The organism is Streptomyces sp. NBC_01750 (assembly GCF_035918095.1).
Taxonomy (GTDB): domain Bacteria; phylum Actinomycetota; class Actinomycetes; order Streptomycetales; family Streptomycetaceae; genus Streptomyces.
In genome coordinates this window covers 5,446,546-5,460,632 of sequence record NZ_CP109137.1, presented here as the reverse complement: position 1 = coordinate 5,460,632, position 14,087 = coordinate 5,446,546, and the positions used below count along the sequence as shown (strand labels likewise).

General features: G+C 69.0%; 11 protein-coding genes and 1 riboswitch. Of the genes, 5 read left to right on the top strand and 6 right to left on the bottom strand.

What is annotated here, in order from left to right; genetic code table 11:
- Nucleotides 1-138: 138 nt before the first annotated feature.
- Nucleotides 139-552: a cobalamin B12-binding domain-containing protein gene (locus OG966_RS24870; RefSeq protein WP_326652045.1), complete on the bottom strand. Its 414-nt coding sequence runs from the start codon at nucleotides 550-552 to the stop codon at nucleotides 139-141.
- Nucleotides 553-931: 379 nt separating this feature from the next.
- Between OG966_RS24870 and OG966_RS24865 the strand changes: the two genes are divergently transcribed.
- Nucleotides 932-1,804 carry an alpha/beta fold hydrolase gene (locus OG966_RS24865; protein ID WP_326652044.1) on the top strand — a complete coding sequence of 291 codons (873 nt, stop codon included), beginning with the start codon at nucleotides 932-934 and terminating at the stop codon, nucleotides 1,802-1,804.
- Nucleotides 1,805-2,052: 248 nt separating this feature from the next.
- Entirely contained in the window at nucleotides 2,053-3,669 is a 1,617-nt protein-coding gene (locus OG966_RS24860) for a peptidoglycan DD-metalloendopeptidase family protein (RefSeq protein WP_326652043.1), read from the top strand.
- A gap of 124 nt (nucleotides 3,670-3,793) precedes the next feature.
- Here the strand turns inward: OG966_RS24860 and pcrA are convergent, their stop codons facing one another.
- On the bottom strand, nucleotides 3,794-6,265 hold the full coding sequence (pcrA, locus tag OG966_RS24855) for a DNA helicase PcrA (protein ID WP_326652041.1): 2,472 nt from the start codon (nucleotides 6,263-6,265) through the stop codon (nucleotides 3,794-3,796).
- Between the two features lie 286 nt (nucleotides 6,266-6,551).
- Nucleotides 6,552-6,714: riboswitch (cyclic di-AMP (ydaO/yuaA leader) on the top strand.
- Between the two features lie 2 nt (nucleotides 6,715-6,716).
- Here pcrA and OG966_RS24850 point away from each other — a divergent pair.
- Complete coding sequence (locus OG966_RS24850; RefSeq protein WP_326652040.1) at nucleotides 6,717-7,910, top strand: C40 family peptidase; 1,194 nt, start codon at nucleotides 6,717-6,719, stop codon at nucleotides 7,908-7,910.
- A 105-nt stretch (nucleotides 7,911-8,015) separates the two neighbouring features.
- Here the strand turns inward: OG966_RS24850 and OG966_RS24845 are convergent, their stop codons facing one another.
- Nucleotides 8,016-8,369 carry a hypothetical protein gene (locus OG966_RS24845; protein ID WP_326652039.1) on the bottom strand — a complete coding sequence of 118 codons (354 nt, stop codon included), beginning with the start codon at nucleotides 8,367-8,369 and terminating at the stop codon, nucleotides 8,016-8,018.
- Nucleotides 8,370-8,714: 345 nt separating this feature from the next.
- Here OG966_RS24845 and OG966_RS24840 point away from each other — a divergent pair, with 345 nt between their 5' ends.
- Nucleotides 8,715-9,773, top strand: coding sequence for a C40 family peptidase (locus OG966_RS24840; RefSeq protein WP_326655352.1), 1,059 nt, complete (start codon nucleotides 8,715-8,717; stop codon nucleotides 9,771-9,773).
- A gap of 136 nt (nucleotides 9,774-9,909) precedes the next feature.
- On the top strand, nucleotides 9,910-10,665 hold the full coding sequence (locus OG966_RS24835) for a GNAT family N-acetyltransferase (RefSeq protein WP_326652038.1): 756 nt from the start codon (nucleotides 9,910-9,912) through the stop codon (nucleotides 10,663-10,665).
- 111 nt (nucleotides 10,666-10,776) lie between these two features.
- Here the strand turns inward: OG966_RS24835 and OG966_RS24830 are convergent, their stop codons facing one another.
- The 3 genes from OG966_RS24830 to OG966_RS24820 form a co-directional block, all read right to left on the bottom strand.
- Nucleotides 10,777-12,021 (bottom strand): alpha/beta hydrolase, encoded by a 1,245-nt coding sequence (locus tag OG966_RS24830; protein ID WP_326652037.1) that lies wholly within the window; start codon nucleotides 12,019-12,021, stop codon nucleotides 10,777-10,779.
- A gap of 70 nt (nucleotides 12,022-12,091) precedes the next feature.
- Nucleotides 12,092-12,787 carry a response regulator transcription factor gene (locus tag OG966_RS24825; RefSeq protein WP_326652036.1) on the bottom strand — a complete coding sequence of 232 codons (696 nt, stop codon included), beginning with the start codon at nucleotides 12,785-12,787 and terminating at the stop codon, nucleotides 12,092-12,094.
- Entirely contained in the window at nucleotides 12,784-14,085 is a 1,302-nt protein-coding gene (locus OG966_RS24820; RefSeq protein WP_326652035.1) for a PspC domain-containing protein, read from the bottom strand. The genes OG966_RS24825 and OG966_RS24820 overlap by 4 nt, the downstream gene beginning before the upstream one ends.
- Nucleotides 14,086-14,087: the final 2 nt, after the last annotated feature.

The window sequence follows — 14,087 nt, the reverse complement described above, 5'->3', positions numbered from 1 at the left end:
CAAGCAGGCCTCGGGCGCCGGAGACCGCACCCGGCAAGACCCGGCCCGGGCAACACGCCTCGCCTTCACCTGCAAGGAGCCGGATGACCCGGGCCCGGGCAATAGGGGTCCGCACCCGGCAACAGTCACCCGCGTCGGTCACGCTTCCGCAGGCTGGCGGACATTCGCGTTGACCCAGTCGACGATCGACGCCGTCGTCGCTCCCGGCGTGAAGATCTCCGCGACGCCCTTCTCCTTCAGCGGAGCAATGTCCGCCTCCGGGATGATGCCGCCGCCGAACACCTTGATGTCCTCCGCCTCGCGCTCCTTCAACAGCTCGATCACCTTCGCGAACAGCGTGTTGTGCGCCCCGGACAGGATGGACAGGCCGATCGCGTCGGCGTCCTCCTGGATCGCCGTGTCCACGATCTGCTCAGGGGTCTGGTGGAGCCCGGTGTAGATGACCTCCATACCGGCGTCGCGCAGGGCCCGCGCGATCACCTTGGCCCCGCGATCGTGGCCGTCGAGACCCGGCTTGGCCACCACCACGCGGATTGGACCAGTCACACCCATCACTGCCTCCACATACCGACTGCGCCGCCACGGGCACGGGTCCCGTACCGACCAAGGTCCGGGCAAGTGAACGAACGTTATCTCCAGCATCCCGCAACCCGCCGTTTCACGGTGGATAGCGAGGGGGAAATCACACATGGGACATGTTCGCTATGCGTCGTACCCGCATCACGCGGCACACAAGCCGCGCGGGGAGGTCGCACGGGGAGCCGCTACAGGGTCGTCGCAGCACCGCGCCGTCAGCCGCACGGCGCGGTGCTGCGACCCCTTCGACACCGGCCCGGCACGGGCACAGAGCCGTACAAGAGCCTGAGCGGCGCCCCATGAGGGCACAACGGGGGACGGAGCCGTCTCCAGCGTGCCATTCGGGAGGTCGGCCATGAAGGTCTTGCCCTTTCCGCTGTGTCTGCGCTCCGTGCGACACCTAAGGATCTCGGCCGCGCTGCTGCGGGCCACCGCCCTCGAGCTGGCGATCCTCGCCGGGCATCTGCTCCTCTACCCTTCCGGCCTCACCCCGGAGCGCCGCACCCCCGACCGCCCCGCCTCCGACCACCCCGGACCGAGTAGCGCCGAGCTTCCGCCCCACACCGCGACCCTGCCGACCGGCACGGGCCTGTCGCACCCGCCCGCCGTCCTGCTCCACGGTTTCGTCGACAACCGCTCCGTCTTCGTCCTGCTCCGCCGCTCCCTCGCCCGGCACGGCTGGCGCCATCTCGAGTGCCTCAACTACTCCCCTCTGACGTGCGACATCCGCGCCGCCGCCGATCTGCTCGGCCGGCACATAGAGGAGATCTGCGCACGTACGGGACACCGCGAGGTCGATATCGTCGGGCACAGCCTCGGCGGCCTGATCGCCCGCTACTACGTGCAGTGCCTCGGCGGTGACCAGCGGGTACGCACCCTGGTCACGCTCGGCACTCCGCACTCGGGCACCACCGTCGCCCCGCTCGCGAGCGCGCATCCCATAGTTCGCCAGATGCGTCCGGGATCCGCCGTGCTCGAGGAGCTGCGCGCGCCCGCACCAGGTTGCCGTACCCGGTTCGTCAGCTTCTGGAGCGACCTCGACCAGGTGATGGTCCCGGTCGAGACGGCCTGCATCGACCACCCGGACCTCATCGCGCAGAACGTGCGCGTCAGCGGAATCGGGCATCTCGCCCTTCCCGTCCACTCCGCCGTCGCGACCGGAATCCGCCAGGCGCTCGAATCGAGCGAGTCGGCGGCAGGCACTTCGGGAGCCGCCTCCGTCGCCTGATTCGGCGCCCGATTCAGCGTCCGGCCGGACAGCCAATGTCGAACACTTTTCGAACGTAGGGCCAAAGCTGTGCCCGCAGTCCCCCGAAAGACGGCCGAATGCCCGTTTCCTGATTGCCTAAAACCTGCCGAAGATTGTCGCCGTCGCATACCGCCGGGTACAGTCGCGCCACTGCTTTCCCTCTGGGGCTCCCCCGCTCTCCCGGGCCCCGGAAACCAGGTCCTGCTGCCGAGGCGAGAGAGAAGTTGGTGAACGACCAGCACGCCCACGCCGGGTACGTCGGATACGACGAGTACTCCACTGGCAGCTTCGACGCCGATCCCCTCTTCGGCGCCCTTCCGGGCAGTTACGAGGCGGGCCACAGCGGTCAGCACGACAGCAGCCAATGGAACACCGGGTCTCATCAGACCGCCGGCTACGACGTCTACGCCACGCAGCAGGCACAACAGCCTCAGCAGACGCAGCAATTCCCGCAGTACGACATGACGGGTCAGTACGACACCACCGGCCAGTACGACACCACGGGCCAATGGGGTACGGCCGGGCAGCACGACACCACCGGCCAGTACGAAACCACCGGTCAGTACGACACGGCGGGTGAGTACGACGCCACCGGCCAGTGGGACGCCGGCGCCTGGAACCAGACCGCGCAGACCGGTCAGTACGAGACCGCCGCGGCCACCTTCGCTTACGACGCGACCGGACAGTGGGCGGCGCCCGCCTTCGATACCGGCTCGTACGACGCCACCGCCTGGAACACGGGCGCGGAGGCCCACGTACCACAACAGTTCACGCCGGAGCAGGAGTTCAGCCCGGCGCCCGAGTTCACGGTCGACGCCGGATACGAGACCGGCTACGACAGCCCGGCCGAGTACCAGCCGGACCTCCAGGCCGAGTACCAGCCGGACCTCCAGGCCGAGGCCCACTTCCAGCCGGAGCCTCAGCACGGCACCGCCGACGAGGCCGACACCGGCATCGACGCCGAGTTCGAGTTCGAGACGGAGTTCGACACCGAGGCCGAGCCCGCAGCCGAACTCGACCCCGAGGGCGAGTTCGAGCCGGAAGCCCTCACCCCCGTCGCACCCGTCACGCCCCGCCCGGTCCGCCGTTCCGGCGGAAGCCGAGGCCGCCGCCGTACCCCCGCCAAGCGCTCGGCGCTCCTCACTGTCGCCGTGCCCTCCGCCTGCGTCATGGGCGTCGCCGGTATCGCTGCCGCCTCCGTCGGCGGCCTCGCCGGCAGCGACAGCGACACCAAGGACACGACCAGTCTGGCGGCCGCCGATCCGGCCTCAGTGAAGCCCGTCGCCGCCAACAACAAGATGGACACGCAGCTCGCCGCTCTCAGCGCCGACGCCCGCGACTTCGGCGACCGTGCGTCGCGCACCCAGGAACGCCTCGATCTCAAGGCGCGCCAGGAGGCGGAGAAGAAGAAGCGCGAGGACGAGGCCAAGCGCCGCGAGGCCATGCGCCCCAAGTTCGTACTGCCGGTGGAACGTCAGGGCCTGAGCGCGTACTACGGCCAGGCCGGCGTCAACTGGATGTCCGTGCACACCGGCATCGACTTCCCGGTGTCGTACGGCACCGAGGTGATGGCCGCGACCGACGGCACCGTTCGTACGCAGTGGAACAGCGCCTACGGCAACATGGCCATCGTCACCGCACCCGACGGCACCGAGACCTGGTACTGCCACCTCAGCAGCACCAAGATCCGCTCCGGATCAGTCAAGGCCGGTGACGTCATCGCATACTCGGGCAACTCCGGCAACTCCACCGGACCGCACCTCCACTTCGAGGTCCGGCCGGGCGGCGGCTCGGCGATCGACCCGCTGCCGTGGCTTCGCAGCCACGGCCTCGACCCGACGTAACAACAGCGCGACGTAGCAAAAGCGCGGCGTAACGAGGGAGCGACGCAACAACAGCGCGGCGTAACGCCAGTGCGTCGTAACGGCGACTCAGCCGAAGCGACCACCGACGTAACGCCGAAGCCGGCTACAGCTTCTCGACCGGCGCGTACCGCAGAAGCAGCCGCTTCGGCTTGGTGTCCCCGAAGTCGATCGTCGCCTGTGCGTCCGCGCCCGAGCCCCTCACCTCCACCACGGTCCCCAGACCGAACTGGTCGTGCGTGACCCTGTCGCCGACCACCAGCGCGATCACCGGCTTGTCGCTCGTACGCCGCGTGGCGAATCCCGAAGCACCGCCGCCCGACCGCGAGCGCGACGACGACAGCGACGAGGCGATGCCGGACGTCGGACCGGCGGCCGCGGCCATCGGGCCCGTCCGCTTCCACTCCAGGTGGCGGCCCGGGATCTCCTCCAGGAACCGCGACGGCGGGTTGTACGAGGGCTGACCCCACGCACTGCGCATCGACGACCGTGTCAGATAGAGACGCTCGCGGGCGCGCGTAATTCCGACGTACGCCAGCCGCCGCTCCTCCTCCAGCTCCTTCGCCTGGCCGAGGGCGCGCATGTGCGGGAAGACGCCGTCCTCCATGCCGGTCAGGAACACCACCGGGAATTCGAGGCCCTTGGCAGTGTGCAGCGTCATCAGCGTGATGACACCGGCCCCCTCCTCGTCCTCGTCCGGGATCTGGTCGGAGTCGGCGACGAGAGCCACCTTCTCCAAGAACTCGGCGAGTGTGCCCGCGCCGTCCTCCTCGCCGCGCTCCTGCTCGAACTCGAGCGCCACGGCGGCCAGTTCCTGAAGGTTCTCGATACGGGTCTCGTCCTGCGGGTCGGTGGACGCCTGCAGTTCGGCGAGATATCCGGTCCGCTCGAGGACCGCCTCCAGCACCACCGCCGGACCCGCGCCCGAGTCGACAACCGTACGCAGCTCCTCCATGAGCACGTTGAAGCGCTTGACGGCGTTGGCGGAGCGGGCCGCCATGCCGTACGCCTCGTCCACGCGGCGCAGCGCCTGCGGGAAAGTGATCTTCTCGCGCAGCGCGAGCGCGTCGATCATCGCCTCCGCGCGGTCGCCGATACCCCGCTTGGGGACATTGATGATCCGGCGCAGCGGAACATTGTCCTCGGGGTTGGCGAGGACCCGCAGATACGCGAGGACGTCCCGGACCTCCTTGCGCTCGTAGAAGCGCACTCCGCCGACGACCTTGTACGGCAGCCCGACCCGGATGAAGATCTCCTCGAAGACACGGGACTGGGCGTTCGTACGGTAGAAGACGGCGACGTCGCCGGCCTTCGCGTCGCCCGCGTCCGTCAGCCTGTCGATCTCGTCGGCAACGAACTGCGCCTCGTCGTGCTCGGTGTCCGCGACATAGCCGGTGATCTGCGCGCCGGCGCCGGCGTTCGTCCACAGGTTCTTGGGCCGGCGGCTTTCGTTCCGCTCGATGACGGCGTTGGCGGCGGAGAGGATCGTCTGCGTCGAGCGGTAGTTCTGTTCGAGCAGGATCGTCGTCGCGTCGGGGTAGTCCTCCTCGAACTGGAGGATGTTACGGATGGTCGCGCCGCGGAAGGCGTAGATCGACTGGTCGGCGTCGCCGACGACGCAGAGCTCGGCCGGCGGCAGGTCCTCGTGACCCGTCCCCACCAGCTCGCGTACGAGCGTGTACTGAGCGTGATTGGTGTCCTGGTACTCGTCCACCATCACGTGCCGGAAGCGCCGCTGGTAGTGCTCGGCGACATCAGGGAAGGCCTGGAGGAGGTGGACGGTGGTCATGATGATGTCGTCGAAGTCCAGGGCATTGGCCTCGCGCAGCCTTGCCTGGTACATGCGGTAGGCCTCGGCGAGCGTCTTCTCAAAACCTCCCCCAGCGCCTCCGTCCTGGGAGGTACCCCCAGCAGCCTGGTCGGCGAAGGTCTCCTCGTCGATCAGCTCGTTCTTCAGGTTCGAGATCTTCGCGCTGAAGGACTTCGGCGGGAACTTCTTCGGGTCGAGGTCCAGATCGCGGCAGACCAGTGCCATCAGGCGCTTGGAGTCGGCGGCGTCGTAGATCGAGAACGACGAGGTGAAGCCGAGCCTCTTGGACTCCCGGCGCAGGATGCGGACGCACGCGCTGTGGAAGGTCATGACCCACATGGCGTTGGCGCGCGGGCCGACGAGCTGCTCGACGCGTTCCTTCATCTCGCCGGCGGCCTTGTTGGTGAAGGTGATCGCCAGTATCTGGCCGGGGTGCACACTGCGGGTCCCCAGCAGATGTGCGATCCGGTGGGTCAGCACCCGGGTCTTGCCGGACCCCGCCCCTGCCACGATGAGCAGCGGCGACCCGGTGTGCACGACGGCGGCACGCTGCTGCTCGTTCAGCCCCTCGAGCAGGGCGGCAGGATCCACGACGGTGCGCGGGGCGCCGTCGCGGTAGTACGGGTCCCGGGCCGGAGGCACGTCGAACGCACCCTGGAAGAGATCGTCCGGGATCTCCTCCGGGGCCGAGTCCTCGGGCGGTGGCGGGTGCTGCTCCGCGCTGGGCTGGAGGTCCGCCAGGAAGCTGTCGTCAAAGAGGCTGCTCATCGCTCTACGAGTCTAGGCCGCCGCAGTGACAGCCCGCGGCCGCATCGGGATACGACTCCGGCGGCGATCTGGGCAGCGACTTCGCGGCAACACCGGCGACACAGCGCGACCGGGCCACTCCGCTGCGATGTCGCACGGCGCCGGCCCCTGGGCGACTCCCCACTCAGTCGCCAAGGTCACGAAAATGTATCGGACATATCGAACATCAACCTTCACAGCAGCCACACGAGTTGGCTACCGTGCTCGATCAGGCGGCCCGTACCCCCCTGGCGACTCACGCCGAATCGGGCGGCCTGCGCCGAATTCGGACTTCCTTCACGGGAGTTCGGAACCGGGGACCCACCATGCACAACCGGGGTGAATCGGACCTGTCTTTCTCGGTCCGTAGGGCGATCTTCCGTTCCGCCCGAACCCGACAGCTAACCCGGTAGGCGGTCCACGGAAGAAGGAGATGCCGGCCTTGGCGTCGCATCGCAAACCGCGTGCCCGTACCGGAATTGCCGGAATGGCAGGTCTACGCGCCAACTCCCCCGCCGTCGGGTTCACGACGGCTGCCCTCGCCTCCGTCACCCTGTTGTCGACGCAGAGCGCCAACGCCGCGCCCGCCGAGCCGAAGCCCTCCGTCGAAGAGGTGCAGAAGAAGGTCGACGACCTGTACCGGCAGGCCGGAAGCGCGACCGAGAAGTACAACAAGGCCAAGGAATCCACCGACGAGAAGCGGCGCGAGGTCGACCAGCTGCTCGACGACGCCGCGAAGCGCACCGACAAGCTGAACGAGTCCCGGCGCACCCTGGGCAACTACGCGGCCGCGCAGTACCGGACGGGCGCGGTCACCCCGACCGCGGCGCTGCTGCTCGCGGACAGCCCCCAGGCGTACTTCGACCAGACCCAGCTGATGGACCGGATGACCGACCGTCAGCGCACCGTCATCGACGACTACGAGACCCAGCGGGCCGCGGCGGCCAAGCAGCGGGCGGAGGCGACGAAGAGCCTCGAGTCGCTCACGGACTCCCAGCAGGCGCTGCGCACCAGCAAGCGGGAAGTCCAGGCGAAGCTGAGCGAGGCGCGTTCGCTGCTGTCGAAGCTCACCGCCGAGGAGAAGGCGCGGCTCGCGGCGATCGAGCGCGAGAAGGAGGAAGCGGCCCGCCGCAAGGCCGAGGCCAAGGCCAAGGAGGAGGCGCAGGCCCGCGCCGACGCGGAGGCGGAACGAAAGCGCCAGGAGCAGGAGCAGCAGCCGGGCACGGGTACGGGCGCAAGCGCGGGCACGGGATCCGGCACCGCCGACAGCAGGTACGCGGCCAAGGCCGACAAGGTCCTGTCGTTCGCCCGTTCGCAGCTGGGCAAGCCGTATGTCTGGGGCGCGACGGGCCCGAGCTCGTACGACTGCTCGGGACTGACCCAGGCCGCCTGGAAGGCGGCCGGCGTGGATCTGCCGCGCACCACCTGGGACCAGGTGAAGGTCGGCACGCGGGTCGCGACGAAGGATCTGCTCCCGGGTGACCTGGTCTTCTTCTACGACGACATCAGCCACGTCGGCATCTACATCGGCGACGGCAAGATGATCCACGCGCCCAAGCCCGGCGCGAACGTCCGCGAGGAGTCGATCTACTACATGCCGATCTACGGCAGCGTGCGTCCGGCATAGCGGACCAAGTGGAACGCCCGGGCCCGACCGCGCCCGGGCGTTGTCACGTACGGAAAGCGCCGCTCTCACATCGGGAGCGATGCTCTCACATCAGAAGCGGCGCTCTCACGTCCAGAGCGTGGCGATGAAGATGTTCACGACCGTCAGTCCGCCCACCGCCCCGAACATCGCCTTGTCCACCCTCTCCTCGTCCCGCTTCACATACACCAGGCCCAGGATCACGATCAGCACCGCCATCTTGATGCCGATCTTGAGGTTGTTCACCGGCTGGTCGTCGGCCTGGTTCAGGCCCACCAGCACCACGCCCGTGACCAGCATCGTCAGCGCGCCGTGCAGCATCGCCGGGATGAAGCGCGCCTCTCCCGCGCCCATCGCCTTCATCTGAGTGAGGAAGCCGCCGAGCAGCGACGCGATGCCGATGATGTGAAGGGCGACAAAGACATTGATGAGTACGTCCATGAGGCGGAGCCTAACCGTCCCCATACCACCACCCGCCGGGCAGGTAGGCCTCGTTCGCCTCATCGGTCACACCGGTAGGGGAATGCGGTCCGGCACCATGAGCAGGGCTCTCACAAGGCGCACGCTCGTGTCCACCTTTGGCCAATATCGGTCCTTACGCCTCTTCGCCGTGACCGCCACGTTTAGCGTCCTCCCTCAGGTGACCGACTTTCCACCGCTGCCGAGCTCCCGGGCGGCCGCCGGTCACCACCGCCGAGGGATCCGGCGGCGGGCCGCTCCCCCTGTGCGGTCCGCCGTCGGACTCCGACTCGGACCGGCAGGGAACGGAAGGACGTGGACGCCGTCGTGGCAGCGCACCGGAAACCCAGGCAGCATCCCCTCACCGGGCCCGCCGCCCGTACCGCCGCCACCCTCGCGCTCGCCGGCGCAGCGACCGCCACCGCACTGGAAGGCACCGGGCAGGCCGAGCCCCAGTTGAGCCCCGCACAGGTCAAGGCCAAGGTCGACAGGCTGTACCAGGAGGCGGAGGCAGCCACCGAGAAGTACAACGGGGCCAAGGAGCGTGCTGCCGAGGCGCGCGGGTCACTCGACGCGCTGCGCGACGAGGCAGTGCGCAGGACCGAGCGGCTCAACACCTCGCGGAATGCACTCGGTTCGATCGCCACCGCCCAGTACCGCGCCGGCGGTATCGACCCCGGTCTGCAGCTCGCGCTCACTTCCGACCCCGACCAGTATCTGGAGCGCGCCGCCCTCGCCGAGCGGGTCGGCGAGCGGCATGCGGACGCGATCTCCGGCGTACACCGACAGCTGGTGGAGATCGCACAGTTGAAGGCACGGGCGGGCGAGCGGATGAGTGCCCTCAGGGCCCGGCAGACCGAGTTGGCGGAGCACAAGGCGACCGTCCAGGAGAAGCTGGCCGCCGCGGAGCGTCTGCTGAACCGGATGACAGCCGAGCAGCGCACGGCGTACGACTCCTCCTACGGCGGCGTGGATGGTGCGACGGATACCCGCGCCGACCGCTCCGCCGGCCCCCGCGGCTCGCTCCGGGCCCCCAATCCCCGTGCCGCGCAAGCCGTTGCGTACGCGTACGGAGCACTGGGCAAACCCTACGTCTGGGGTGCGACGGGCCCGAATGCGTACGACTGCTCCGGTCTGACGCAGTCCGCCTGGCGCTCCGCCGGCGTCTCGCTGCCCCGCACCACCTACACCCAGATCAGCACCGGCGAACGCGTGTCCCGCTCTCAACTAGCCCCTGGCGACCTGGTGTTCTTCTACTCCGGTGTCTCACATGTCGGCCTCTACATCGGCGGCGGACAGATGATCCACGCACCCCGTCCAGGCGCCCCCGTCCGTATCGCGCCCATCGACCAGATGCCCTTCGCGGGTGCGACCCGCCCCGCGTAGCCACCGCACGGCCCAGCCACCACACGGACCACGCCTCCACACACACCGCAATGCGCTCGAAATCCGCTTGCCCGGCCGCGCACGGGAGTGACACCATCCCCGGCGTCCCAAGATCCCGATCGCGGCAGGAGCCCTCGTGGACCTCGACGTCCAGAACTACGTACGCACGCTCACGCTCCGCTCGCCCGATCACGTCCGCGTCGGCCCCTTCACGGTGCGCTACAACCCCGACTGGGCCATCCCGCCGGCCAATTACGCCATCCCGGACCACGGCGCGGAGCCGACCACCGAAGAGGTCAACGCACTGATCGCCGTTTTCCGCGAGCGCGACCGACAGCCGCGCCTGGAGTTCCTGCCGTCGTGCGCGCCCGAGGTCGAGCCGGCCCTGCTCGCGGCCGGATTCAGGGTCGAGCACCGCGCGCCACTGCTGGCCTGCACGCCCGGAACCCTCATAGCTCCGCCGCCGGTCGACAGGATCAGCCTCTGCCAGCCCTCCGACGAAGCCGGGTACACCGCCGCGGCGGGCGTGCAGCATCTCGCGTACGGCGAGACGGGCGGCCCCACCGAGGGGGAAATCGCCTGGCTGCGCGGGGCCGCCGAGGGCGGCGGAGTCGCCGGCCTCGCCACGGACGACAAGGACGGCACACCGGTCGCCACGGGCGGCTGCTCCGTCCCGGTCGACGGGCTGAGCGAGCTGTGCGGCCTGGCGGTCGCCTCCTCGCACCGCCGCCGCGGCATCGGCGCGGCCCTGTCCGCGTATCTGACGGCCACCGCCTTCGACCGCGGCTGCAGCGTTGTGTGGCTGGAGCCGGGCGACGCGGACATCGAGCGGATCTATGCGGGGATCGGCTACCGGCGGGTCGGCAACAAGACCGACATGTCACTCCAGTAGGCGATCGCTGTCACTCCAGCAAGCCGCCACAGTCACTCCGGAGGTCGCTGCAGTCGCTCCGGAGGTCACCGTGCTCAGGAGGTCACCGCTGCCGCTCCAGAGGCCACACTGTCACTCCAGCAGCCCACCACCGGCGGCTGCCGCCTGGCCGTCGGCGGACCTCTGACCGTCCTGGGCCTCGTGGGACACCCCGCCAACGCTGGGCCCTCCCCCGTCCGCAGGCGTCCCGCCGTCCACGCCGCCCTGGTGCTGCGGCTGCATCTGCCGCGTCAGCCACTTGAACGCGTAAGGCAGCTCCCTGCTCCACACCTCCGGCAGATGCCCGCCCCACGTCTGCCGTACTTCCACCAGCGTCGGCGCCTTGGACGCACGCCTCAGGGCGAGCCCCGGCTCGTAGCCGTCCGCGCCCTCGCCCATCGCCAGCAGCGACACACGTGGCGGCGTCCTCGCCGACTTCAGGATGTTCAGGACGTCGTTCTCGCGCCGCAGCTTCGGGTCGGCGCCCGTCAGCGAGCCGCGCTCGACGGCCGGATCGTTGTACCCGGAGAAGCTGACGGCCGCGCTGAAGCGGTCGGGGTGGGCCAGGGCCAGCTTGGCCGCGCCGTGCCCGCCCGCCGAGTAGCCCGCGATGGCCCAGTTCTCCGGGTTCGGGGAGACCCGGAAATTGTCGGTGACCACCTTGCGTACGTCGACGCTCAGCCAGCTGTCCGCATTGACCTCACCCGGTATGTTCGCGTACCCGGCGTCGGACTTGCCGAGCAGCATGGTCCGCGGCGAGACCAGGATGAAGGGCGCGACCTTGCCCGACTCGATCAGCGGCTGGACCCTGCTCTGGAACTTCAGCGCCCTGAACCAGCTCTTCGACGAGCCGGGGAAGCCGGAGAGCACCTCGACGGCCGGGAACTTCTTGTTGCGGTACGCGGGATCGTTGTACTGCGGCGGCAGCCAGACGTAGACCTCGCCCTGCACACCCGATATGGAGCCCTTGAGCGAGGTGCGCAGCAAGCCGCTGCCGAGCTGAGGGTCGTTGACCTTCGCGAACTTCAGAGGAACCTTGGGCAGCGAAGAAATCTGTCTGCCGCCCGTGCCGCTCGGGCCGAGGTCGATCGCCGAGTCGACATGGTCGGTCGTGCCGAGCAGATCGTCCCAGCTGTCGTAGAGACCATTTGCGTTGTTCACCGCCACGAAGACCAAGAGCACGGCGGTGGCCTGCGCGAAGAGCACCATGAACAACCGACCGGCGCCCCGCACCAGAGCGGGGCCGCGCAGCCGGCTCCACAGCAGCAACGGCAGCAGGACGGCGATCACGACCAACACGATCGTGATCACGAAGAAGGTGTTCCCCGTCAAATTCATCACGCAAAACAAGAGGTGAACTCGGCACATCTGGTTGCCCGGCTATGTACCGGTTACCTCACAACGGACCTTAGACCAGGCGTCGGGCGGTCGCCCATCGGGTCAGTTCGTGCCGGTTGGAGAGCTGAAGTTTCCGCAGCACGGCCGATACATGCGACTCCACCGTCTTCACCGAGATGAACAGCTGCTTCGCGATTTCCTTGTACGCGTAACCCCGCGCGATCAGCCGCAGCACTTCCCGTTCCCGCTGAGTGAGCCGATCGAGGTCCTCGTCCACCGGCGGTGCGTCCGTCGAGGCGAACGCGTCGAGCACGAAGCCCGCGAGCCGCGGGGAGAAAACCGCGTCGCCCTCCTGCACCCGGAAGACCGAGTCGACCAGATCCGTGCCCGTGATCGTCTTGGTGACATAGCCGCGCGCTCCGCCCCGGATCACCCCGATCACATCCTCAGCCGCGTCGGACACGGACAGCGCCAGGAACCGGACGGGATTCTCCGTGGCCGCCATCAGCGAGGCGCAGCGGCGCAGCACCTCCACCCCGCCGCCGCCCGGCAGATGCACATCCAGCAGGACGACCTCGGGATGGGTCGCCGTGATCACGTTGACCGCCTGGTCGACATCGGCGGCCTCGCCGACCACCTCGACGCCGGTGCGGTCGGTCTGGCCGATCTCGGCCTGCACTCCGGTACGGAACATCCGGTGGTCGTCGACGAGCACGACCCGCACACGCCGCTCGGTGGTCTCTCCAGCAGCCTCGGTCTCGGTCATTCGCCCGCCCTCTCCATCTCCAGCTCGACCTCGGTGCCTCCGCCGGGAACCGAGCGCAGTCGCGCCGTTCCGCCGTGGCGCTGCATCCGGCCGATGATCGATTCTCTTACGCCCATCCGGTCCTGGGGCACCGAATCCGGATCGAATCCGGGTCCCCTGTCCCGCACGGACACGAAGACCGTCCGGCCCTCGACCTCCGCGTAGACCTGGACCGCGCCCCCCTCGCCACCGTACTTGGCCGCATTGACCATCGCCTCACGCGCGGCCTGCATCTGCGCGGACAGTTTCTCGTCGAGCGGGCAGTCGCCGACGACCACGACCTCCAGCGGGACACCGTGCTTGTCCTCCACCTCGGCGGCGGCCTTCTTCACCGCCTCGGCGAGCGTGTCCGGCTCCTCGCCCTCGTCCTTCCCGGTGCCCCCCGGCTTGTAGAGCCAGTTCCGCAGCTCGCGCTCCTGGGCGCGGGCGAGACGGCGCACTTCGCCGCCGTCGTCGGCGTTCCGCTGGATCAGGGTGAGGGTGTGCAGTACGGAGTCATGGACGTGGGCCGCGACTTCGGCACGCTCCTGGGCCCGGATGCGCATGGTCCGTTCCTCCGAGAGGTCCTGTGTCATCCGCACCAGCCACGGCCCCGCGAGCAGAGCGACACCGGCGATGACGGCGATCGCGGCGGTCAGTACGTTGCCGAGCTGGGCCGCCGAGCCGCGGACCACCATGAAGACGGTCAGGCCCATACCGACCAGCGCCACACCGGCGAGCGCCCGGCCCAGCTGCAGCAGCCGGCGCCGCCGGCTGCCCGTCGACAGGGTGGCCCAGCGTGCCCGGCGGGCGTTGTCCGCCTGCCGCCACACCAGCACCACACCGGCACCGATCAGCAGTATCGGCCCGACATAACGGTTCGCGCTGCTGCCCATCTCGACATTGCCGACGAAGATCGCGGCGCCGACCATCAACGCGACTGTCGCGAAAACCTGGCCCTTGTCGGGCTTACGCAACCGTCGCCGGCCGTCGGGCGTGGTCTCGAAGACGGAGCGCGGCTCGGGGGTCCTGCCGCCGACGCCGAGCGGTACGACGATCCAGAAGACGGCGTACAGCAGCACGCCGAGGCCGTCGGCCATGAAGAGGCCGAGGAAGACCAGTCGTACCCAGATGACGGGCAGACCCAGATGCCCGGCCAGCCCGCGCGCCACGCCGCCGAGCATCCGGCCGTCGGCGCTGCGGTACAGCTTGCGCAGTGGCTGCTCCTCCGGCACGGGGGCGCGAGAGGGACCGACGGGTCGGGGCGTGGCGACTGGCATGC

Excerpts from the sequence above, each read along its gene's own strand:
- OG966_RS24845 (WP_326652039.1), bottom strand. The coding sequence starts at position 8,369 with ATGGACGTACTCATCAATGTCTTTGTCGCCCTTCACATCATCGGCATC.
- OG966_RS24850 (WP_326652040.1), top strand. The coding sequence starts at position 6,717 with ATGCCGGCCTTGGCGTCGCATCGCAAACCGCGTGCCCGTACCGGAATT.
- pcrA (WP_326652041.1), bottom strand. The coding sequence starts at position 6,265 with ATGAGCAGCCTCTTTGACGACAGCTTCCTGGCGGACCTCCAGCCCAGC.
- OG966_RS24825 (WP_326652036.1), bottom strand. The coding sequence starts at position 12,787 with ATGACCGAGACCGAGGCTGCTGGAGAGACCACCGAGCGGCGTGTGCGG.
- OG966_RS24870 (WP_326652045.1), bottom strand. The coding sequence starts at position 552 with ATGGGTGTGACTGGTCCAATCCGCGTGGTGGTGGCCAAGCCGGGTCTC.
- OG966_RS24865 (WP_326652044.1), top strand. The coding sequence starts at position 932 with ATGAAGGTCTTGCCCTTTCCGCTGTGTCTGCGCTCCGTGCGACACCTA.
- OG966_RS24820 (WP_326652035.1), bottom strand. The coding sequence starts at position 14,085 with ATGCCAGTCGCCACGCCCCGACCCGTCGGTCCCTCTCGCGCCCCCGTG.
- OG966_RS24830 (WP_326652037.1), bottom strand. The coding sequence starts at position 12,021 with ATGAATTTGACGGGGAACACCTTCTTCGTGATCACGATCGTGTTGGTC.